The organism is Rhizobium sp. P2_G9, assembly GCF_056403475.1.
The window spans coordinates 22,321-44,210 of record NZ_JBFUFK010000017.1; the positions used below are offsets into that span (position 1 = coordinate 22,321).

The window sequence follows — 21,890 nt, forward strand, 5'->3', positions numbered from 1 at the left end:
CAGGGACGAAACTGGGATCAATCACACCTTGAAAAGGGGAACCACGATGAAGAAGACAATGCTGCAACTCACTGCCGCCCTGCTGCTTGCCGGCACGGCAGGCGTCGCCAACGCGGCCGATTGCAAGATCACCGTCGGCCTGGTGATGGAACTGACCGGCCCGGCCGGTGAATATGGCCAGGCCGGCGCCAAATCGGTCGAAATGGCCTTTAAGGACCTCAACGATGCCGGCGGCGTCGCCGGCTGCGATCTCGTCACCGACACCCGCGACAGCCAGAGCGCCGGCAATGTCGCCGTCGATGCCGCAACGCAGCTCGTGCAGGTCAAGAAGGTGCCCGTCATCATCGGCGGCATCATTTCGTCTGTGTCGATCCCGATCCTGACCTCGGTCACCGCACCGGCCAAGATCGTCCAGGTCTCGCCGGCCTCCTCGTCGCCGACGCTGACCCAGCTCGGCCGTGACGGCAAGACCAACGGCATCTTCTTCCGGACAATAACGTCCGATGCGCTGCAGGGCGTTGCCGCGGCGAAATACGCCATCGACAAGGGGTTCAAGAAGCTCGCCATCATCCATGTCAACAACGACTTCGGCGTCAACATGGAGAAGGAATTCGAGCGCGCCTACAAAAAGCTCGGCGGCACGATCGTCTCCGACACGCCTTATAACGAAAAGCAGTCGAGCTATGCCTCGGAAGTTACCGCCGCCATGGCCGGCAGCCCGGACGGCCTCTACCTGATCAGCACGCCGGTCGATGGCGCCACGATCGCCCGCACCTGGATCTCCCAGGGCGGCGTGCAGAAATTCCTGCTCAATGACGGCATGAACAGCCCGGACTTCATCGATTCCGTCGGCGCCGACTATCTGAAGGACGCCTATGGTACGTCTTCGGGCACCAGCCCGACCAAGTCGACGGACTATTTCAATGCCAACTACAAGGCCTTCTCGGGCGGTATCGAGCCGAGCAATCCGGCCGCCGACCGCTCCTACGATGCCGGCGCCATCGTTGGCCTGGCGATCGCCATTGCCGGCTCGCCGGATCCGGCCAAAATCAAGGACGCCATGTATAAAGCGGTCGACCCCAAGGGCGAGCCGATCTTCGCCGGCAAGGAAGAATTCGCCAAGGCCCTGAAGCTGATCAAGGAAGGCAAGCCGATCCGTTACGAAGGCGTCATCGGCCCGGTGAGCTTCGACCAGTATGGCGACATTACCGGCCCCTTCCGCCTTTGGAAGATCGCCGACGGCAAGGTCGCCACCGATGGCCAAATGTCCATGGACGACGTCGCCAAGCTGCAGGCGCAGTTGCAGTGATGAAGCGAAGGCCGGCGCTGCCCATGCGCCGGCCTTCGATTGATGCGCACGCTCAGGGCAAGCGTCGACGAATTTCCCAATTGGTCGAGGCACCGCGCTCGCATGCCTGCGGAACCCGCCTTGCCGGACAAAATTCCACAAAGCCCGTGTCGGCTTCCATGCCTTGCCAACGCCTGCACCCGACGGGCCATCGGAGCGTTGTCATAGTGCATCGGTCTCGCCACATACCGGATTGCCGCGGCCCGGGCTTTCGCCTTCCGAATGCGCGCCGGCAAACGCGCCTTCTTCCGGCAGGGGGGCACACGATATCGCCACCCCTCGTCTCATGCCATTCGACATTCACCCGTTACGCGGTGAACAGCCAGTTCATCCAGGACATGGGCCTGCGGCCCCGGATCCTCAAGGGCGGACCGGTGCATCGCCGTCGCGAGCGACGATGGCGTATCCGCAGAACGTGCTTAGTATCCGGGGGCAGCGCCCAGACCGGATCAAGCAGGGCAACAGATCAGATCACAGGGCACGGTCCCTGTCTGGATAGTTCCTATTTCGTTCTCGAAATCGATATTATCAAGATCGATCGCCGCCATTTCTGCCGGCAGTGTCGACAAATGTCCCGACCGACCGGCGCGCCCCATCCCGGATCGATGCCGCCGCCTCCCCGAACGACATACCATCGCAGCCCTTCCCTTTTCGGAAGGCGCGCCGGCAAGCGCGCCTTCTCTCCGTAGGAGAGACCCCCTTGCCGTACCTTGCCGTTTCAATGATTTCAACAACTTAGGAATACGTTGCCGTGCTTGCCGTAATTTGCTTGCCGTCCTTGCCGTAGTTATCGATTTCGTTGAAGAAAACATACGGCAAGCCCTTTTTGCCATCGGGCTTGCCGGCGCTTGCCGTGCCCTTGCCGTATGCTTGCCGGGCATCGATTTGGACACACTGCGATGCAATCTGCCGCCCATCTTTTTCGGAAGGCGCGGCGGCAAGCGCGCCTTCTCTCCGTAGGAGAGAGTTGTTTGCCGCCGCTTGCCGCATAATGATTTCAATGACTTACAGCTGCTTGCCGCCCTTGCCGCCTTTGCTTGCCGCTTTTGCCATAGTCATTTGATTTCATTGAATAAAACAGGCGGCAAGCAACTTTTTTGCTGGACATTGCCGCCGCTTGCCGCACCCTTGCCGCAGGCTTGCCGCCCGACATTGTCTAACGCAATGCATCGCCCCAGCGATATTCCACGGTCAGATCGTCGAGCTTCTGCACGAGCGCCGGATCGAGCTTGATGTCGGCGGCCGGCAGGCTGCCATCCAGTTGATCGGCGCGGCTGGCACCGACGATCGCCGAACTGATCACCGGATTGGCCATCACCCAGGCGATTGCCAGCTGCGCCAGCGGATGGCCGGCCTCGTCGGCGATGGCCCGCAATTTCTCGATCGTGACGAATTCGCGTTCGTGCCAGTAGCGTTCGGCATACATCGCGCCGGCATTGCCAACCTGTTCGGTGAAGCGGCCTTCGTTCGGCTTCTGCTCGAGTTTGTATTTGCCGGTCAGCATGCCGCCGGCCATCGGATTGTAGGGAATGACCGCAAGCCCTTCTTCGTCGCAGAGCGGCAGCAGCTCCCGCTCGATTTGCCGGAACAGCAGATTGTACCGCGGCTGCACCGAGACGAAGCGCGAAAGCCGGAGCAAATCGGCGCGGCCGAGCGCGCGGGCCAGCCGATAGGCGAGGAAATTGGAGACGCCGATATAGCGCGCCCTGCCCGACTTGACGATGATATCCATCGCTTCCAGCGTTTCCTCGAGCGGCGTTTCCCGGTCGTCGCCATGCAGCTGATAGACATCGATATAGTCCGTGCCGAGCCGTTTCAGCGAGGCGTCGATGGCATCGAGCAGGTGCTTGCGCGACGAGCCCTGGTCCCAGACATTGGTGCCGACCTTGCCGAAAGCCTTGGTGGCGATGATGAAATTCTGCCTTTTGCCCTTCAGCCACCGGCCGATGATCTCTTCCGTCGTGCCGGCCAGCCGCTCATTTCCGCCGAGCGGATAAGCATCGGCCGTATCGATCAGCGTCACCCCGCCTTCCGCCGCCTTGTCGAGAATCGCATGTGATTCGGCCTCTTCAGTCTGCAGGCCGAAGGTCATTGTGCCGAGGCAGATGCGCGAAACGGTGAGGCCGGTACGGCCGAATTTGCCATATTGCATGGAAAAATCCTCAATTTTATGGTGCGGATCGCCCGGAAGCGTTGGGAGGAAGATCGGCAGGTTACTCCCTCCAGCCGCAGCTGACAAATGACAAAATCGAGACGAGGACACACCGTGTTTTCCTTTTCCCTTGGAGGGGCCACGGCACTCAGACATCTGATTTGCTTAAAAACGACAGATGGTCAGCAAGTTAGCAGAGCATCCGGTTGATTTCCTCTCTAGAGCAAGAAGTAAAGAGCGACAGAAAATCGGTGCTATTTCACCGATTAAACAGGAAAACCTGAATTCGTCATCTGACAACCAATTGAAATAATTAACATTTTTAATACAAATCAAATATGTGAACGCCTAGCCTCCGAACGAACGGACACGAAGGCCGGAGCAATCTATGCGAGCAGACTCCCCAAGCCATACCTCCCTCAATGGTAAACAGTGCGGAGAAATTCGCGCTTAACGTTGTAGCGCTCCTGGGCGAGGCTCGCTAGTTCTAGCTCCAGGCGAAGCGGCGGAAACGCATAGGGGTGAAGGAGGCTCGAGGTCAAAATCGAGTGCAGACACGCGCAAGATTCTCGATGTTTTGTGCAGGGCAAGGTCGCCCATTCTCTCTCGAAACCGGCTGTTATGGGGTCATAAAGCGTAATTTCTCCAGCCTGACACAAGTTGGGACAGTCATTTTTACGGAACAGACTTGGTTAACCTAAGCTGGGATCAGAACCCCAGTTCTTGATCTTTGTCAATGTACAGCGCGGCTGCCATTGGCATGAGGATGTCGTTGCGCGTCACAAGGACGCGAGCGGGCATTGTAGAAAGCACTTTGGACTAAAAAAACGACAGTCCATAAAATTTTAACCGTTCTGGTGATCGGTTTTTGCTTTCTCGCAGACAAGCTTCTCACGAGTTAACAAACTGGAACCATCTATATGTCTAATAGTAATTCAACCGCGTCGAGCTTTCTTTCTTCGCTCGGCGTTAACACACATGGCGGTGACTATCTCGACGCTTACGACAATTCCAGCCTTATCATAGAATCGTTAAATTATATCGGCATCTCCAAGGTAAGGGATGCGTATTCAACATATGGCCAGGCTTCGCCGGTCTTGGACGCCATGGCAGCGGCGGGAATCACATTTGATTTCCGTGTCAGGTCCTGCACGGCGGTGGGCGGCACGGCCGCCCTGACACAATATCTTGCCGACCTGAAGGCCTTCGTGGCAGAGCATCCGGGCTCAGTCGTGTCCATTGAAGGGCTCAATGAAGTCAATCTCGATACAAGTCTCAGCTACAAAGGCCTGACCGGCGCTGCAGCCGGTGCGGTGTTTCAGAAAGATCTCTATCTGGCGATCAAAGCCGATCCGGTTTTGAGCCACATTGGTGTCATCAACCTGTCGGTCGCCAATAACAGTTCCTCGGCCTACGGGACCATCGGCAATATCAGCGATTACGCCGACTTCGCCAATGCGCACGCCTACGCAACGACGACAGGTTCGACAGATTCGCAAATCGAGAAGACGATCGGCCTGGCGAAGCAGGCGTCGTCGGGTGATCCCCTGGTCATCACGGAAACTGGCATTACCACCTACAAAGCTGACAGCTATGTCGGCGCTAGCGAGACGGCTCAAGCGAAAATCATCCTCAACGAGCTTTTCGAGGCCTATGAAGACGGGTCGGTATCGACTTATGTCTACGAACTCTTCGACACACCCTCTTCCGCCGTACGCGGCGAGAAGGAAGCGCATTTCGGCCTCTTCAATGCCGACGGCTCGCCCAAACTTGCCGCCATCGCGCTTCACAATCTGACCACGATCCTGTCTTCCGGGGCGAGTGGCGCAACAGCGACCACCTTCAACTATGCGCTGGCCGGCGCTCCATCGCAAACGCATTCGATGCTGCTGGCGAAGTCTGGCGGGGTCGAAGACCTCGTGGTCTGGGCCGACAAGCAGGTCTGGAACGCCACCACCGACACCGACATTACCAACCCAACTGTCTACGTCACGGTGACGCTCGATCATGTCGAGCCTGTTGTCTATGTCTATGATCCGCTCTCCGGTCTGGCGCCGATTACTGTCTACAGAAATGTCAGTTCCTTCAAGATCCCGGTAAGCGACCATCCGCTGGTCGTGGAATTCGGCGCATCCGGCGCGGTGCAGCAGCAGGCCGAAACGGTTTCCGCAAATCTGACGATGACATCGGCGGAATTCGTCGCGCAGATGGCCGACCTGAAAACCGCGTCCGGCCTGCAATCAATCACGCTCTCCGACACCCACACCCTCGCCGTTTCCTCACTGGAAACGATGAATTACCTGATCGCGCACTATGGCAGCCTGCTCGGCAAGATTTCCGGCGGTTACGATTTCTCCGTCACCTATGGTGATGCCACCTGGACCAAGACGCAGGAATTCAATGCCGCAGGCAGCCTGACTCTTCGCACCGAATATGGCCTGACGAACGGCGTGATCATGAGCAAGGCCGTCTATCATAGCGACGGCTCGATCGAAAACTATGCCTACCACATCACTGGCCAGAGCTACACCTCGACCCACCAGGTCAGAAATGCCGCAGGCAACATTACGCTGATCGAGCGCCTCCATACCGACGGCACCTACGCCTACCGCGAAATAGATGGCACCGACGGCAGCCGGGACATCGCCAACTACAACACTGCCGGCAAGATGGTGACCGACGTCAAGATCGCCAGCGACGGCACCAACACCACCATCTACTACAACACCACGACCGGCTATCCAACGCGCCAGGTGGTCAAGGAAACCGATGGCGACGTGCTGACCACCGTCTATGCGAACGGCATCAAGTCGAGCTATGTCCAGGCCAGCCATCTTGGCTGGACCGAGACAACGACCTACGACACTTCCGGCAGGATGCTGACCGACTACACCGCCTATAGCGACGGCCGCGCGGTCATGAAGACCTACACTGCCGGCGTGCTGATGAAGCAGAACGTTGTCAATGCCGACCACTCGACCGACAACTATATCTACAATATCACCGGCCAGACCTATACCTCGATCCATCAAGGCAACGACGCCAGCGGCAATATCAGGCTGATCGATCGCTTCCACGCCAACGGCACCTACGACTACCACGAAGCGCGCGCCACGGATGGCAGCAAGGTCATCGACAACTATACGAGCAGCGGATCGATCCTCAATCACACGGCGATCGCCAGCAACGGCGCGCGCACTGTCGATTACTATCTTCAGGACGGCACGGGGACCATGCGCGAAGACAGGCTCAGCAGCGGCGGCACCCTGCTGACAAGCGACACGCGCCTGTCCAACGGCACTCACACCATCACTGACTATGCGGACGCGCAAACCCTGAGCGGCGGCACGCTGAACGATACGTTCTATTTCCGCAATATGAAGACTGCGACGCTGAACTATCAGGGCGGCAACGACACGGTCTACAATCTCGACGTGACGACATCGGCACACGGCCACATTGACATCGACTCTGCATTTGCAACGCAGTTCTCCGGCCTGCACATGGCACAGGTCGGGTCGGACGTGGTCATCACCTTCGACAGCCATGACAGCATCACGCTCAAGGCGACGCAGCTCGCCAGCGTCACCGCGGACGATTTCATCTTCGGGTGATCGGCGCGATCGGCGCTGTGCATGGATCTAAATATCTGGCCCGCCCAGCCGGGCGGGCGGAGACGTGGGATCGACGGTGCAGCGCCTTTGGTGACGAGCGCATCAATAATGGCAAGGCGGCACACGCAGCCGAGCAGCACGAAATTCGCCGTTGAATAGATCGGCGAATTCGTCGACGTCCGCCCTCACCGCCCCAGCAGATTCCTCTGCACCGTCAGCAGATGCGCATGCATGGCTGCCCGCGCCGCTTCCGGGTCGCGACGCAGGAGCGCGGCGAGGATCACGCCATGCTCGGTGCAATAGATTTGGCGCCGCTCCTCGGAGAAGGACCGCCGCTTCATCTCGAACCATGGCAACTGGTTGCGCAGGATACGCATGACATTATGGATTTCCTTGAGGAAATCATTGCGTGAGCAGGCGAAGATACGGTTGTGGAACTCGGCATCCCAATGCTCGAAGTCGGGCATGTCAGTGCTGTCACAGGCGGTCTGATGCGCCTCGCGGACGAGGTTGAGTTCACCGGTGCTGGCATTGGTGGCGGCGAACTGGGCTGCCGAGGGTTCGAGCAGCAGCCGGATTTCCATCATGTCGGCAGGGCTTGCGCCCTCCATGCGCGCCACCGCCTGGGCCAATGTGTCCTTCTGCTCCGGCTGCAGGAAAGTGCCGCGGCCGGACTGCTTGGTCACCGTACCATCCTCTTCCAGCAGGCTGACCGCGCGGCGGATGGTGTTGCGCGCCACGCCGAATTCGCTCGCCAGATCCCGCTCCGGCGGCATGCGGCCGAGATCGGCCCATTCGCCCGAGGAAATCCGCTTCCGCAATGCGCCGGCAATGTCTGACGCAACAAGTCTTGGCATGCAGGACGATCCTTATCTGACCCGGAACTGAACCACGTTTACCAACAGTCGCACAGGAATTCCAGTGGTTCATTGTGCGAAATATCGTCACGATTTACGTCGGCAACCGAAAAATCGGTGGATTCCGTAGATACAAGGGCAGACGGAGGACCAAACGCCGAGGTTTGCAGCCGGCGACCGTGAAAACCTCATTTCTCTATAAGCAGCAGAATATTAAAGGATTTCCTTACCAATCACCAGTGATTGCGATGACCTCTGGCATCTCGCATTTCGACACTGACGAACGAGTTCTTCCGGATCGGAGGATATCGGGCAACGCGTTTTTCATCCTGGACCCCTCACAGAATCCGCTTGCGTTGTAAACCAAAGGCCTCTACGCTGGCTCAAAATCAGACCGAATTGGTTCAAAACCGGTTCACTGGAGGAAGCATGAAGATCGCAACTTTCACCCAGGCGGGCGAACGCCGTGTCGGCATCGTCGACCTCGATCGCAATCAGGTCTCGCCCTTCGACCTGACCGTCGACGAGGCGCGTTGCGGCCTGATGGCAATCATCGACCGCGGCGGCAATCTTCCCTCCACCCTATCGCCGGTGCCGCTCAGCCAGGTCGAGATCGAGGCACCTATCCCGCTTCCCCGCCGCAACATTTTCTGTGTCGGCAAAAATTACTACGAGCACGCGCACGAATTCGCCAAGAGCGGCTTCGATTCCAGCGCTGCAGCCGGCGCTGTGCCGAAAGAACCGATCATCTTCTCGAAACTGCCGGAAACGGTGGTTGCCAACCACGCCCGCGTGATCATCGACCCGGCCGTGTCGACGGCGATCGACTATGAGGCGGAACTGGCCGTGATCATCGGCAAGCCCGGCCGCCGCATCGCCAAGGAAAATGTTTTCGACCATATCTGGGGCTATACGATCGTCAATGACGTCACGGCCCGCGACCTGCAGGGCAAATACAGCCAATGGCTGATCGGCAAGTCGCAGGATACGTTCTGCCCGATGGGCCCCTGGGCCGTCAGCAAGGACGAGATCGACATCGTCAATTCCGGTATCCGCAGCTATGTGAACCAGGAACTGCGCCAGGATGCCAAGATCGCCCAGCTGATCTTCGATATCCCGACCCTGGTCTCGACCATTTCACAGGGCATTACGCTGAATGCCGGCGACATTATCGCCACCGGCACGCCGGCCGGTGTCGGCATCGGCTTCAACCCACCAAAGTACCTCAAACCCGGCGATGTCGTGCGCGTCGAGATCGATGGCATCGGTGCGCTGGAAAACCGCTTCGCGGAGGCGGTGTAATGCCGAGCAAGACGGCGGGCGGCATCGTCTTCGACATTGCCGGTGATGGCGAACCGGTCGTGCTGGTGCATGGCCTCGGCGGTTCGTCCAACACCTGGCAGCCGCTGATGACGGCGCTGAGGAATTTTGCTGTCTACCGGCCGGACCTGCCTGGTTCGGGCCGCTCAGCCGTGCCGGTGGAACCGCAGACCATCGCGGCTTTCGCTGAAGCCATTGTCGCCGGTCTGAGAGAATTCGGTGTGCCGAACGCGCATTTCGCCGGCCATTCACTCGGCACTTTGGTCTGCCAGCATATCGCGGTCCATATGCCGCAATGTGTTCGCTCGCTCGCACTGTTCGGCGCGCTGACGGAACCGCCGGATGCCGCCCGCAATGGCCTGATCAGCCGCGCCGCAACGGCCCGCAGCGGCGCCATGGACACGATTGCCGACCAGATCATCGCCGCGACACTGTCCCCCGCCACTCATTCCGACAAGCCGGCGGCCGTGGCTTTTGTGCGCGAAAGCGTCATGCGCCAGCCTCCCGAGGGCTATGCCAAGAGCTGCGAGGCGCTTTCGAAGGCGCAAGCCTTGCCCGCCGAGCGCATCCTCAGCCCGGTTCTGCTGGTGGCCGGCGACACCGACCCCGTCGCCCCACCGAGCATGGCGACGGCACTCAAGGATAAAATGCCGAATGCGAAAATGGTGCTGCTCGAACGCAGCGGCCATTGGCTAACCATAGAAAAGGCCGAGGAAAGCAGCCGGCTGATTGCAGACTTCCTACAAAAGCATAGACTAAATTGAGGAGCCGAGGCGACCGGGGAGGACCGGTCCGATCGGCGGGAGGAAAATATGGCAATAGACTCAACTTCGTGGAGCGGCTCCGCGTCTTCAGGCACGCTGTTCACCAATGTCCGCATTTTCGACGGCACCGGCGAATATCCTTATACCGGTGAAGTCCTGATCCAGGGCAATCGCATCAAGCAGATCACCAAGGGCTCGTCCCGCTTCAGCACCGGCCAGACCTCCTATGGCTCGGGCGTCACCGTTATCGACGGCATGGGCGCCACGCTGATGCCGGGCCTGATCGACGCGCATCTGCACCTCTCCTGGAACAATGCCCCCGGCATCGACCCGATCCAGATGATGGAGGTCGAGGAGCACATGCTGGTGACCATGGAAATGGCCAAGCTGGTGCTCGACGCCGGCTTCACCGGCGGCCGTGGTGCCGCTGCCGCCAAGCCGCGGCTCGACGTCGTCTGCAAGCGCTTCATCAACGAAGGCCGCTTCCCCGGACCGCGCTATCTCGCCGCCGGTCCCGAAATCACCACGGTCGGAGGCTTGGGCGACTCCGCCCCGTCGCATATCCCGCATGAGGGCCTCAATCTCGGCATCGTTGTTTCCGGCCCGGAAGAGGTCCGCCGCACCGTTCGCACGCTGATCAAATATGGCGTCGACTCGATCAAGCTCAATCTTTCGGGCGAAGAAATCACCGGCATGGGCGCCGAGGAAACGCCGATGTCGGAAGAGGAAGTGGCGATGGCCGTTTCCGAGGCCCGCTGCCGCAACAAGGTGGTCTCGGCACATGCCCGCTCCTCCGGTTCGGTCAAGCAATGCATCCGCCACGGCGTCGACAATATCTATCACGCCTCCTTCGCCGACAGCGAAGCGCTCGACATGCTCGAAGCGGCCAAGGACAAGCATTTCGTCGCTCCGGGCATCGCCTGGCTGATCAACACCGCCCGCTATGCCGAGCCCTGGGGCATCAAGCCAGGCTCGCGCATTGCCGATCTCTACGAGCGCGAGCTCGAAATGTGCGTCGACACGATGAAGAAGATGCATCGCCGCGGCATCCGCATCTGCATCGGCGGCGACTACGGCTTTGCCTGGACGCCGCAGGGCACCAACGCGAAGGACATCCAGACCTTTGTCGAAATGCTCGGCTTTTCGCCGATGGAGGCACTGCTGGCAGCAACCAAATATGGCGGCCAGATCATGCGCATGGGCGATGAGTTGGGCCAGGTCAAGGAAGGCTATCTCGCCGACCTGATCCTGGTCGATGGCGATCCGCTCGCCGATGTCCGCATCCTGCAGGACCATAAACGACTGCTGGCGATCATGGCCAATGGCAAGTTCCACAAGGCGCCGCAGATGAACGAACAACGCCGGCGGCTGACCGCATGACCACGCCAGTTCAGCCAGCAGGTTCGACCGATCTGACGACCGCGCCGGTCAGCGCGCGGTCGCTGAGGATCGTCGTCTATCTGCTGATTGCGGCTTTGCTTGCCTGGCTAATTTTCGGCATCTGGCCGGCATGGCTGAATGGCATCCTGATCTCCAAGAAGGCCTTCGTCAGTGCGCTCCTCAATGGCTTGACGCTCGCCGGCCTCTACTTCCTCGTCGCCAGCGGCTTCACGCTAGTCTTCGGCCTGATGCGCAATGTCAACCTCGCCCATGGCTCGCTCTACCTGCTCGGCGCCTATATCGGCTATGAAGTCGCCGACCGCACCGGCTATTGGCTGCTCGGCGTCGCCGGCGGTTTCCTGGCGCTTGCCGTCATCGGCGTGCTGATGCAGGTCTTCGTCTTCCGCCGGCTGGAGGGTGACGATCTTCGCCAGACGCTGGTGACCATAGGCATTTCCATCGTCGCCGCCGACCTGATGCAGGCCGTCTGGGGCGGCACGACCTATCAGTTCCAGCTGCCCGACTGGCTGGGTGGCGCAATAAAACTGCCGATCGTCACCGCGCTCAAATCCAACGGCACAGCAGTCTTCCTCTCCTACCCGCTCTACCGCATGCTGGTTCTGGTCGCGGCCGTCGCCATCGGCATATTGCTGTGGCTGATGCTCAATCGCACCCGTGTCGGCATGATGATCCGCGCCGGCGTCGATGACCGCGCCATGCTTTCCGCTTCCGGCGTCAATGTCCACGTCGTCTTCGCCATCGTCTTCGCGCTCGGTGCCGGGCTGGCGGGCTTTGCCGGCGTCGTCGGCGGCTCGGTACTCTCCGTCGCCCCAGGCGAGGACGTGCGCTACCTGCTCGCTTCGCTCGTCGTCGTCATCGTCGGCGGCATGGGTTCGATCACCGGTGCTGCGATCGGCGCGCTGCTGATCGGCCTCGCTGAGCAGATCGGGCTTGTCTATTTTCCCACCTACGGCGTCGTGCTGACTTTCGTCATCATGGTGGTCACGCTCGCCATCCGGCCGCAGGGCATTATGGGGAAGGCGCGATGACCGATCGTTTTCTGGACCAGCGCGACGCCCAGCAGCCGATCTGGCTCGATCGCATAGGTATCGGCCATATCCTGCTCGCGGTCGCGGTGCTGGTGTATCCTGCCGTGGCCTCGGACTTCTTCCTCACCCAGATCGGCGCCTTCTCGCTGATCTATGGTCTGATGGCCCTGTCGCTGATGATGCTGGCCGGCTATGGCGGCATGATCAGCCTCGCCCAGGTCACGGTCGCCGGCATCGCCTGCTATACCGTGGCCGTGTTCGGCGCCAACAATACCGGCGTGCTCGGCTTCGGCTGGCCCTGGTGGATCGTGGCGCCGATCGCCGTGCTGTTTTCCGCAATCGTCTCGGCGCTGATCGGCTGGATCTCGGTGCGTACCACCGGCATCTACACGATCATGATCACGCTGGCGATCGCCACGGCCATGTTCTACTTCGCCCAGCAGAACTATTCGATCTTCAACGGCCATTCCGGCTTTTCCGGCATCAAGGCGCCAAACTTCTGGGGCGTCTACTGGCGCGATCCCACGCCCTTCTACTATCTCTGCCTGGGCGTGGCTGCACTCGCCTACATCGCCGTGCTTTACGGTCGCAGCAGCACGTTCGGGCTGACGCTGCAGGCAACGCGCGACAACCCGCGCCGCATGCGCGCCATCGGCTACGACGTAACGGCCCACAAAGTGTTCGCCTGGTTCCTGGCGGGCATCATTGCCGGTCTTGGCGGCGTCTTGCTGGTCTGGTTCAACGGCCGCATCTCGCCCGGCACGATCGACGTCGGTGCCGCAATCGACGTGCTGATCATTGCCGTCATCGGCGGCATCCGCCATCCGATCGGCCCATTCATCGGCGCCGTCGTCGTCACGCTGCTGCAGACATTCGCGATCGACATCGTCGGCGCGGAACGTTTCAACACACTGATCGGACTTGTCTTTCTATTGATCGTCTTCGTCTCGCCTGACGGCATTCTGGGGCTGTGGAGGAAATTCGGCCCCCGGATGACGCAGGAATCTCTCCGATCCGGTCACTAGCCGGACGGCTAAGCGTATCCGAATGAAACCAAGGGAGGAAATAATGCGGATATACAGGCGTACACTTCTGGCAATGGCGGTCGCGACCGGCCTCGTAGCACCAGGTCTCGCATTCGCCGAGGACACGATCAAGATCGGCCTTCTGGCCACGTTCGAAGGCCCCTTTACCGTGCTCGGCGAAGACGGCGAACGCGGCGCAATGACGGCGATCGAAGAATTCAAGGGCATGGTCGCCGGCAAGAAGATCGAGATCATCAAGGGCTCGTCCGACGCCTCGCCGGATAGTGCGGCGCGTGCGATCCGCAAGCTGGTCGAGCAGGACGGCGTCAAGGTCGTCATCGGCCCGCTCTCGGGCGACGAAGGCCTGGCCGTCAAGGAATATGCCAAGACCAAGCCGGACGTGACCTTCATCAACGGCACGTCGGCGGCCCAGGATACGACGCTGCGCGACCCGGCCCCCAACTTCTTCCGGTTCTCGACCGATGGCGCGCAATGGATGGCCGGTCTCGGCACCTATGCCTTCAACGACAAGCACTACAAGAAGGTCGCCACCGTGGCGGAAGACTATTCCTTCCCCTACACGCAGGTGTTCGGCTTCATGGCCGAGTTCTGCAAGGCCGGCGGCCATGTGCCGTCAAAATCCTGGGTGCCGATCGGCAATAAGGACTTTTCGTCTGTCATCGCCGCTATTCCTGAGGATGTCGATGCCATCTATGTCGCGCTCGGCGGCGCCGATGCGGTCAACTTCCTGACCCAGTACCAGCAGGCCGGCGGCACCGCGCCGCTGATCGGCGGCTCGATCACCGTCGACCAGACCGTGCTCACCTCCAAGGGCAAGCTGCGTGACGTGCTGGTCGGCACACCGTCTGCCGGCCCAACGGCCGACACCAACGACGCGCAGTCCTGGAAGGATTTCTCCGCTGCCTATAAGAAGCAGCCGGGCGCCTTCCCGTCCCCGTCGCTCTTCGCGCATGGTTATTACATCAACATGAAGGCAGCCCTGCTGGCGCTCGACAAGGTCGGCGGTGATGTCTCGGATGGCGGCAAAAAGCTGCGTGATGCGCTCTCCGGCCTCTCCTTCGACACGCCGACCGGCAAGGTCTCGCTCGACAAGAACCGTCAGGCGATCGCCGACATCTTCCTGACGGAAGTGAGCGCTGCACCGGATGGCACGCTGCTCAACAAGCTCGTCAAGGTCGTGCCGCAGGTCAACCAGACGCTCGGCATTCCCGAAAAGGATTTCCTGGCACTCGGCACCGTTGGCCGCGACAATCCAAGCTGCCCGTGATCTGCATTTAAGGATGCCGCCAGTGGTCGAAAGCAATGCTGTACCGCGTTTGCAGGATACCGGCGCCCATGCGCTGGAACTCAGCGACATCGCGCGTCATTTCGGGGCGCTGGTGGCCCTTTCGGGCATAAACATGAGGATCGCGGCCGGCGAACGGCGYGCGATCCTAGGCTCCAATGGCGCCGGCAAGACCACGCTGTTCAACGCCATCACCGGCGATTTCCTGCCGACGAAAGGCTCGATCCGCTTCTTCGGCGAGGACATCACCGATCTGCCGCCGCATGAGCGCATCCGGCGAGGCCTGCGTCGCACCTACCAGATCTCGCAGCTCTTCGGCGGGCTGACCGTGCTGGAAAACATCTTTCTCTCCTGCCGCGGCGTGTCGCGCAAACGTTTTTCGCTGGTCCGGCCTGATGACCGCGACGTCAACATGGCGCAGGCGATCTCCATCCTGCATGCCGTCCACCTCGAAGCCTTGCGTGACACCAGGGTCGCCGAACTCAGCCACGGCCAGCAGCGCCAGCTCGAAATCGCCATGGCGCTCGCCGGCGCGCCACGCTTCATCCTGTTCGACGAGCCCGCCGCCGGCCTCTCGCCAACCGAACGCCGCGACCTGATCGCCCTCCTCAACGCGCTGCCAAAGCATATCGGCTATATCATCATCGAGCACGATCTCGACGTGGCGCTGCGCGTCTCGGACTATGTGTCGATGATGCACAATGGCAAGCTCTTCAAGGAAGGCACGCCGAGCCAGATCGAAAGCGACCCGGAAGTGCAGGAAATCTACCTCGGAGGCAAGCATGGCTGACCGTAGAGAACGCAGCGCCAAGCCGGTCCTGAAAGTCGACGACCTGCAAGTCTACTATGGCGAAAGCCACGCTTTGCAGGGCGTGTCGCTGACGCTGGATGTCGGCGTGCTCTCCGTCGTCGGCCGCAACGGCATGGGCAAGACCACCCTCTGCAACACGATCACCGGGCTGAAACGCGCGCGCGGCGGCTCGATCCGCTTCAACGGCCGCGAGATATCCGGCCTCGAACCACACGAAATCCACCGCCTCGGCATCGCCTATGTGCCCCAGGGTCGCCGAACCTGGGCAAGCCTGACTGTCGATGAACACCTGCGCCTGATCGCCGGCAATCGGCGCGATGCGTCCTGGACGGTCGAGCGCATCTACCAGACCTTTCCGCGCCTTGCCGAACGCCGCTCGAATGGCGGCTCGCAACTCTCCGGCGGCGAGCAGCAGATGCTGGCGATCTCGCGCGGCCTGCTCTCCGACCCCAAACTCCTGGTCATGGACGAACCAACCGAGGGCCTAGCGCCGGTGATCGTCCAGCAGGTCGAGCGCATGCTGGTGACGCTCGCCGAAGAAGGCGAGATGAGCATTCTCGTCATCGAGCAGAATATCGGCGTCGCCACCGCCGTCGCCGACAAGGTGGCGATCATGGTCAACGGCCGCATCAACCGGCTGATGGACGCACAAGCACTGGCGGGTGACCGCGAACTGCAGCAACGCCTGCTCGGCGTCGGCCGCCATGCCGAGGAAGAGCCCGCTCCGGCCGAGATCAAGCAGGCCGAGGAACAACTGACGCGGGTCTACGCCGTCTCGCGCGGCAATGGCGAAACCGCCGAGCCGGTGGACGGCGTCTATCGGCCGGTCACCGCCCTGCCCAACCGCTGGAACCTGCCCGCGACATCGCTCAGGCAGGAGATCATCGCCGAGACCAAACCGCAGTCCGACGACAACCACATCTTCCAGATACCGTTCAGCGAACGCCTCGGCCGCACCATCCTGGTCGCCGGTACCTTCGACACCAAGGGCCGCGAACTGCGCTACATCGTCGAGCGGCTTCGCGCCCTCGGCATGCACACCCGCACCGTCGACCTCTCGACCTCCAGCAAACCGTCGATCGCCGAAGTCAGCGCATTGCAGGTCGCAAGCATGCATCCGCAGGGCATATCGGCTGTCTTTTCCAACGACCGCGGCCAGTCGGTGACCGCCATGGCAGATGCGTTTGCCCGCTGGATCTCCCGCGAACCCGGCATCGGCGGCGTCATTTCCGCCGGCGGTTCAGGCGGTACGGTGCTGGCAACCGCAGGCATGCGGGCGCTGCCGGTCGGCATCCCCAAGATCATGGTTTCGACAGTCACGTCAGGCGAGATCAGCCGCTATGTCGGCGCTGCCGATATCATGATGTTCAACTCCGTCGCCGATGTGCAGGGCCTAAATTCGATCACCGAACAGGTGCTCGGCAATGCCGCCCACGCCATGGCCGGCATGGTGGCACAGCTTCCCACGGCGGAGGCCTGGGAAGCCAAGCGCAAGATGGCTCGGCCGGCCATTGGCATCACCATGTTCGGCGTCACCACGCCCTGCGTCCAGGCCGTGACCAAGAATCTCGATGGCGAATATGACTGCCTGGTGTTCCACGCCACCGGCACCGGTGGCCGGGCGATGGAGAAACTGGGCGACTCCCGCCTGCTCGCCGGCTTCCTCGACATCACCACGACCGAAGTGGCCGACATGCTGGTCGGCGGTGTCTTCGCCGCCGACAAGGATCGGTTCGGCGCCCCGATCCGCACCGGCCTGCCTTATATCGGCTCCGTCGGCGCGCTCGACATGGTCAATTTCGGCCCGCGCGACACCGTGCCGGACAAGTTCAAGAGCCGCAAATTCGTCATCCACAATCCCACCGTCACCCTGATGCGCACCACCCGCGACGAAAGCCGCGCCATGGGCGAATGGATCGGTTCGCGCCTCAACGAGATGAACGGCTCGGTCCGTTTCCTGCTGCCCGAAGGCGGCGTCTCGATGCTCGATGCCGCGGGTGGCCAGTTCTGGGACCCCGAAGCCGACAATGCCCTCTTCGAAGCCATCGAGCGGACGGTCCACACCAGTCCGCAGCGCCAAGTCGAGCGCGTCCGCGCCAATATCAACGACGAAGCCTTCGTCACCCGCCTCGTCGACAGCTTCCATTCCATCATGCCGAAAGCTCTGAGGAGAGCCTGATGCCCCGTTTCGAACGCAAAGCCCTGCTCGAAAAATTCCAGGAGATGAAAGCGCGACGCATTCCCATCGTCGGCGGCGGCGCCGGCACGGGCCTGTCGGCCAAATGCGAGGAAAATGGCGGTATCGACCTGATCGTCATCTACAATTCCGGCCGCTACCGCATGGCCGGCCGCGGTTCGCTCTCCGGCCTGCTCGCCTATGGCAATGCCAACGAGATCGTCATGGACATGGCCCGCGAAATCCTGCCGGTGGTGAAGCACACGCCGGTGCTGGCCGGCGTCAACGGCACCGATCCGTTCTGTAATTTCGACAAGTTCCTCGACGACGTGAAGGCCGAGGGCTTTTCCGGCATCCAGAATTTCCCGACCGTCGGCCTGATCGACGGCACCTTCCGCAAGAATCTCGAAGAGACCGGCATGTCCTACGGCCTCGAAGTCGATCTCGTGCGCATGGCGCGGGGCAAGGACATGCTGACCACGCCCTATGTCTTCAACGCCGATGAAGCCCGAGCCATGGCCCGGGCCGGTGCCGACATCATTGTCTGCCATTTCGGCCTGACCACCGGCGGTTCGATCGGCGCAGAGACGGCGCTGAAACTCCAGGATTGCCCGGCGCTCGCCGACGAGTGGTCGGAAGCAGCACTCAGTGTCAACAAGGATGCCATCATCCTCGTCCATGGCGGCCCGGTATCGGAGCCGGAGGACGCTGAGTTCATCCTGAAGAACACCAGCAATTGCCACGGTTTCTATGGCGCCTCCTCGATGGAGCGCCTGCCGACCGAACGGGCGCTGACCGAACAAACGAAAAAATTCAAGTCGGTCGCCTTCGGCTGACCGCGCATATGGGGGAGAACGGATATGGCCGCTGAGACTTTTGGCAATATCATACTGGCGATCATCATTATCGCCGTCATCATCGTGATCGCGGTCTATATCCTGCGCTGGCTCTACCGGCGCTCGACCAAGGAGGTCGCCTTCGTCCGCACCGGTTTCCTCGGCGAAAAGGTGGTGATCAATGGCGGCGCCTTCGTCATCCCGGTGCTGCACGAGATCACCCCGGTCAACATGAATGTCATGCGCATCGAGGTGCGCCGGCAGGACGGCAATGCGCTGATCACCAAGAACCGCATGCGCGTCGACATCATCGCCGAATTCTTCGTCCGCGTCGGCGCCAGCAAGGAGCTGGTCGCCTCCGCAGCCCAGACGCTCGGCCGCCGCGCCATGCAGGTCGACGGCATCCGCGAACTGCTGGAAGGCAAGTTCGCCGGCGCCATGCGCACGATCGCCGCGCAGATGACGCTGGAAGAGATGCACGAGAAGCGAGGCGACTATGCGTCGAAGGTCAGGGCGCTGGCCTCCGAAGCCCTGCTCTCCAACGGCCTTGAACTCGAAAGCGTAGCCCTTGTCGATCTCGACCAGACCAGCCTCGAATATTTCGATCCGTCCAACGCCTTCGACGCCGAGGGCCTGACACAGCTCACCGAGAGCATTGAAACCCGCCGCCGCATGCGCAACGAAATTGAGCAGCGCACGCTGGTCGACATCCGCAACCAGAATCTCGACACCCAGCGCAAGGTGCTCGAAATCGACCGCGAAACCGAATATGCCCGCCTGGAGCAAGAGCGCGAAGTCGAAATCCGCAGGGCAGCCCAGCGTGCCGACCTTGTTCGCGAGCGCGCCGTGCGCGACCAGGAGGCAGAGCAAGCGCAACTGACGTCGCGCGAGGCAATCGAGAAGGCTCGCCTCTCCCAGGAGCGCTCCATCACCGAAGAGCGTATCCGCACCGAGGAAGACACCCAACGCCGAGAGATCGCCCGCCGGCGGTCGCTCGATGAAGCGCAATTGCAAGCCCGCGAACTGACCGAGCGCGAGCAGATCGCCCTTGAACTGGAGCTTGAAAAGGCCCGCATCGAGCGTCAACGCGAGCAGAATGAACTGGAAATACAGGCCCGCCAGACGCTGGAGCTGGTCGAGCTTGAGCGTCAGATTGCCCTCGCCAACAAGGCGCTGGAAGTTACCGCCGCCGACGTCGTCAAGCAGAAGGCCGAGATTGCGGCCAGTCAGGAAACGGAATCCGACAAGATCGCCCAGACCCGTGCGCTCGACGAACTTCGCCTTGGTCGCGAACGCCAGCTCGACGCGCTGCAGATCGGCAAGCAGCAGGCTTTCGAAGCCGCCGAAATCGTTGCTCACGAAGAGGTCGAGCGTGCTCGCATCACCTCCGAACGTGAAGTGGAAGAGGCGCGGCTGATCAAGGACCGCGATCTGCAGCACCTCGCTGTTGAGCAGGACCTGCGCGTCGAAAAGGCCCGCATCGAGCGCGAACGCGCCCAGAGCGAGGCCTCGATCCAGGCGAAAAAGACGCTGGAACTGGTCGAACTGGAGCGGCAGATCGCGCTGGCCAGGAAGGCGCTGGAAGTCACCGCCGCCGAGGTCAGCAAGGAAAAGGCCGAGATCGCCGCCAGCCAGGAAACTGAAACCGACAAAATCGCCCAGAACCGCGCGCTCGACCAGCTGCGGCTGGAGCGCGAACGGCATCTCGATGCATTGCAGATCGCCAAGCAACAGGCCTTCGAGGAAGCCGAAATCGCCGCCCGCGAAGAGATCGAACGCGCTCGCATCACCTCCGAACGCGGCATAGACGAGGCCCGCCTGATCAAGGATCGCGATCTCAGGCACCTGACAGTCGAGCAGGACCTGCGCATCGAAGCGGCGGAGATACAGAAGGCCGTAGAACTCGCCAAGCGGACACAGGAGCGTTCGTCGGCCATCGCTGCTGCGGAAGCCGTCCGCGCCAAGGCTATCCAGGCGGAGGAGCAGGCCTTCACCGCCCGTGAGCGCGAAATTGCCGAGCGCCGCTCAGTCACCGAGATCATCGCTGCCAAGCGTGAAGCCGAGCGCGAGGCAATCCGCCTCACCGCCGCGGCCGAAACCGAGATGAAGGCGGCGAAAAGCCATGCCGAGGCGCTGAAAATCCAGGCTGAGGCCAGAGCGGAAGCCGACAAGATCGCCGCACTCGCCGCCGCCGCCCGCTACGAGGTCGATGCCGCAGGCAACCGTCAGCTCAACGAGGCGGAGAACATGCTCTCGGACGGCGCCCGCGCTAGCCGCACCCGCGCCCGCATCCTCGACAAGCTCGAAGGCATCATCCGCGAGAGCGTCAAGCCGATGGAGAAGATCGAGGGCATCAAGATCCTGCATGTCGACGGCTTCAACGGCAATGGCGGCACCGGCCAGCGCAATGTCACCGACGAGGTGATCGACTCCGCCCTGCGCTACCGCGTCCAGGCGCCGATGATCGACAACCTGATGAAGGATGTCGGCATCGAAGGCGGCTCGCTCGGTCGCATGACCGACGTTCTGCGCGACGCCAAGGATATTGCCAGCCTCACCAAATCGAAATCGCCTGGAAAGGGCGACAAGCCCTGGGACAAACAACAGTCCTCGTCCGACCGCGACGACGATCGTGACCGGTAAGTTTTGATGACCCAGGTCTACGTCTCCTCCGTCATCAACGCGCCCGCGCCCGACATCTGGCGTCTCGTCCGCAACTTCAACGGCCTACCCGACTGGACGCCCTTCGTCGCCGACAGTCGCATCGAGCAGAACCTGCCGGCCGACCAGGTCGGCTGCATCAGGAATTTTACCCTCAAGACCGGCAGCCGCATCCGCGAGCGTCTGCTGGCGCTGTCGGACTACGACCTCTCCTGCACCTATTCGATTCTCGAAAGCGATATGGGCGTGGAGAATTATATCTCCACCCTGTCGCTGACGCCGGTGACGGACGGCAACCTCACCTTCGCCGAATGGACAGCGGATTTCGACTGCGCCGAGGAACGCGAACAGGCGTTGATCCAGCAGATCGGCCGAGAGGTGTTTCAGGCTGCGTTCGATAATCTCAAGCAGCGGTTTCGGTGAGCCGCATGGTCACACTTTGCGGCGCTGCGGACGTTGGCAATTTTCGTTTGATGCCGCCGCTTACCCCCCTCTGCCCTGCCGGGCATCTCCCCCTCAAGGGGGGAGATTGGATGGGGCAACGCTTCGGCTCAAATGCTCCATCGCCCAGTGTGCAACGATCGCGTTGCG

The 21,890-nt window shown here is 61.3% G+C and carries 16 protein-coding genes; 13 read left to right on the forward strand and 3 right to left on the reverse strand.

Annotation, left to right across the window (positions count from 1 at the left end):
* Positions 1 to 46 precede the first annotated feature (46 nt).
* A complete protein-coding gene (locus AC1DYF_RS16205) occupies positions 47 to 1,309 on the forward strand; it encodes an ABC transporter substrate-binding protein (RefSeq protein WP_477877769.1) in 1,263 nt (420 codons plus the stop codon).
* Between the two features lie 774 nt (positions 1,310 to 2,083).
* On the opposite strand, the gene AC1DYF_RS16210 is transcribed toward AC1DYF_RS16205, so the two are convergent.
* Together AC1DYF_RS16210 and AC1DYF_RS16215 are read right to left on the reverse strand one after the other, a co-directional pair.
* Positions 2,084 to 2,338: a hypothetical protein gene (locus AC1DYF_RS16210; protein ID WP_477877770.1), complete on the reverse strand. Its 255-nt coding sequence runs from the start codon at positions 2,336 to 2,338 to the stop codon at positions 2,084 to 2,086.
* Between the two features lie 166 nt (positions 2,339 to 2,504).
* A complete protein-coding gene (locus tag AC1DYF_RS16215; RefSeq protein WP_477877771.1) occupies positions 2,505 to 3,500 on the reverse strand; it encodes an aldo/keto reductase in 996 nt (331 codons plus the stop codon).
* A 920-nt stretch (positions 3,501 to 4,420) separates the two neighbouring features.
* Between AC1DYF_RS16215 and AC1DYF_RS16220 the strand changes: the two genes are divergently transcribed.
* Positions 4,421 to 7,114: a glycoside hydrolase family protein gene (locus tag AC1DYF_RS16220; protein ID WP_477877772.1), complete on the forward strand. Its 2,694-nt coding sequence runs from the start codon at positions 4,421 to 4,423 to the stop codon at positions 7,112 to 7,114.
* A gap of 185 nt (positions 7,115 to 7,299) precedes the next feature.
* Here AC1DYF_RS16220 and AC1DYF_RS16225 read toward each other — a convergent pair whose 3' ends face one another.
* On the reverse strand, positions 7,300 to 7,971 hold the full coding sequence (locus tag AC1DYF_RS16225) for a FadR/GntR family transcriptional regulator (RefSeq protein ID WP_477877773.1): 672 nt from the start codon (positions 7,969 to 7,971) through the stop codon (positions 7,300 to 7,302).
* Between the two features lie 429 nt (positions 7,972 to 8,400).
* Between AC1DYF_RS16225 and AC1DYF_RS16230 the strand changes: the two genes are divergently transcribed.
* The 11 genes from AC1DYF_RS16230 to AC1DYF_RS16280 are packed head-to-tail and all read left to right on the forward strand — an operon-like array spanning position 8,401 to position 21,722.
* The gene (locus tag AC1DYF_RS16230) at positions 8,401 to 9,273 is read left to right on the forward strand and encodes a fumarylacetoacetate hydrolase family protein (RefSeq protein WP_477877774.1); all 873 of its coding nucleotides are present in this window, start codon (positions 8,401 to 8,403) and stop codon (positions 9,271 to 9,273) included.
* The gene (locus tag AC1DYF_RS16235; protein WP_477877775.1) at positions 9,273 to 10,055 is read left to right on the forward strand and encodes an alpha/beta fold hydrolase; all 783 of its coding nucleotides are present in this window, start codon (positions 9,273 to 9,275) and stop codon (positions 10,053 to 10,055) included. The genes AC1DYF_RS16230 and AC1DYF_RS16235 overlap by 1 nt, the downstream gene beginning before the upstream one ends.
* A gap of 48 nt (positions 10,056 to 10,103) precedes the next feature.
* On the forward strand, positions 10,104 to 11,435 hold the full coding sequence (locus AC1DYF_RS16240; protein WP_477877776.1) for a metal-dependent hydrolase family protein: 1,332 nt from the start codon (positions 10,104 to 10,106) through the stop codon (positions 11,433 to 11,435).
* Positions 11,432 to 12,484 (forward strand): branched-chain amino acid ABC transporter permease, encoded by a 1,053-nt coding sequence (locus tag AC1DYF_RS16245; protein WP_477877777.1) that lies wholly within the window; start codon positions 11,432 to 11,434, stop codon positions 12,482 to 12,484. Before AC1DYF_RS16240 ends, AC1DYF_RS16245 begins: the two co-directional genes overlap by 4 nt.
* Complete coding sequence (locus AC1DYF_RS16250; protein WP_477877778.1) at positions 12,481 to 13,509, forward strand: branched-chain amino acid ABC transporter permease; 1,029 nt, start codon at positions 12,481 to 12,483, stop codon at positions 13,507 to 13,509. Before AC1DYF_RS16245 ends, AC1DYF_RS16250 begins: the two co-directional genes overlap by 4 nt.
* Before the next feature lie 43 nt (positions 13,510 to 13,552).
* Positions 13,553 to 14,797: an ABC transporter substrate-binding protein gene (locus AC1DYF_RS16255; protein WP_477877779.1), complete on the forward strand. Its 1,245-nt coding sequence runs from the start codon at positions 13,553 to 13,555 to the stop codon at positions 14,795 to 14,797.
* 13 nt (positions 14,798 to 14,810) lie between these two features.
* Complete coding sequence (locus AC1DYF_RS16260) at positions 14,811 to 15,605, forward strand: ABC transporter ATP-binding protein (protein WP_477877780.1); 795 nt, start codon at positions 14,811 to 14,813, stop codon at positions 15,603 to 15,605.
* Positions 15,598 to 17,805 (forward strand): Tm-1-like ATP-binding domain-containing protein, encoded by a 2,208-nt coding sequence (locus AC1DYF_RS16265; protein ID WP_477877781.1) that lies wholly within the window; start codon positions 15,598 to 15,600, stop codon positions 17,803 to 17,805. The genes AC1DYF_RS16260 and AC1DYF_RS16265 overlap by 8 nt, the downstream gene beginning before the upstream one ends.
* The gene (locus AC1DYF_RS16270) at positions 17,805 to 18,638 is read left to right on the forward strand and encodes a phosphoenolpyruvate hydrolase family protein (RefSeq protein ID WP_477877782.1); all 834 of its coding nucleotides are present in this window, start codon (positions 17,805 to 17,807) and stop codon (positions 18,636 to 18,638) included. Before AC1DYF_RS16265 ends, AC1DYF_RS16270 begins: the two co-directional genes overlap by 1 nt.
* Positions 18,639 to 18,662: 24 nt before the next feature.
* Complete coding sequence (locus AC1DYF_RS16275; RefSeq protein WP_477877783.1) at positions 18,663 to 21,281, forward strand: flotillin family protein; 2,619 nt, start codon at positions 18,663 to 18,665, stop codon at positions 21,279 to 21,281.
* A 6-nt stretch (positions 21,282 to 21,287) separates the two neighbouring features.
* Positions 21,288 to 21,722 (forward strand): SRPBCC family protein, encoded by a 435-nt coding sequence (locus AC1DYF_RS16280; RefSeq protein WP_477877784.1) that lies wholly within the window; start codon positions 21,288 to 21,290, stop codon positions 21,720 to 21,722.
* Positions 21,723 to 21,890: the final 168 nt, after the last annotated feature.

Excerpts from the sequence above, each read along its gene's own strand:
- AC1DYF_RS16205 (WP_477877769.1), top strand. The coding sequence starts at position 47 with ATGAAGAAGACAATGCTGCAACTCACTGCCGCCCTGCTGCTTGCCGGC.
- AC1DYF_RS16210 (WP_477877770.1), bottom strand. The coding sequence starts at position 2,338 with ATGCGGCAAGCGGCGGCAAACAACTCTCTCCTACGGAGAGAAGGCGCG.
- AC1DYF_RS16215 (WP_477877771.1), bottom strand. The coding sequence starts at position 3,500 with ATGCAATATGGCAAATTCGGCCGTACCGGCCTCACCGTTTCGCGCATC.
- AC1DYF_RS16220 (WP_477877772.1), top strand. The coding sequence starts at position 4,421 with ATGTCTAATAGTAATTCAACCGCGTCGAGCTTTCTTTCTTCGCTCGGC.
- AC1DYF_RS16225 (WP_477877773.1), bottom strand. The coding sequence starts at position 7,971 with ATGCCAAGACTTGTTGCGTCAGACATTGCCGGCGCATTGCGGAAGCGG.
- AC1DYF_RS16230 (WP_477877774.1), top strand. The coding sequence starts at position 8,401 with ATGAAGATCGCAACTTTCACCCAGGCGGGCGAACGCCGTGTCGGCATC.
- AC1DYF_RS16235 (WP_477877775.1), top strand. The coding sequence starts at position 9,273 with ATGCCGAGCAAGACGGCGGGCGGCATCGTCTTCGACATTGCCGGTGAT.
- AC1DYF_RS16240 (WP_477877776.1), top strand. The coding sequence starts at position 10,104 with ATGGCAATAGACTCAACTTCGTGGAGCGGCTCCGCGTCTTCAGGCACG.
- AC1DYF_RS16245 (WP_477877777.1), top strand. The coding sequence starts at position 11,432 with ATGACCACGCCAGTTCAGCCAGCAGGTTCGACCGATCTGACGACCGCG.
- AC1DYF_RS16250 (WP_477877778.1), top strand. The coding sequence starts at position 12,481 with ATGACCGATCGTTTTCTGGACCAGCGCGACGCCCAGCAGCCGATCTGG.
- AC1DYF_RS16255 (WP_477877779.1), top strand. The coding sequence starts at position 13,553 with ATGCGGATATACAGGCGTACACTTCTGGCAATGGCGGTCGCGACCGGC.
- AC1DYF_RS16265 (WP_477877781.1), top strand. The coding sequence starts at position 15,598 with ATGGCTGACCGTAGAGAACGCAGCGCCAAGCCGGTCCTGAAAGTCGAC.
- AC1DYF_RS16270 (WP_477877782.1), top strand. The coding sequence starts at position 17,805 with ATGCCCCGTTTCGAACGCAAAGCCCTGCTCGAAAAATTCCAGGAGATG.
- AC1DYF_RS16275 (WP_477877783.1), top strand. The coding sequence starts at position 18,663 with ATGGCCGCTGAGACTTTTGGCAATATCATACTGGCGATCATCATTATC.
- AC1DYF_RS16280 (WP_477877784.1), top strand. The coding sequence starts at position 21,288 with ATGACCCAGGTCTACGTCTCCTCCGTCATCAACGCGCCCGCGCCCGAC.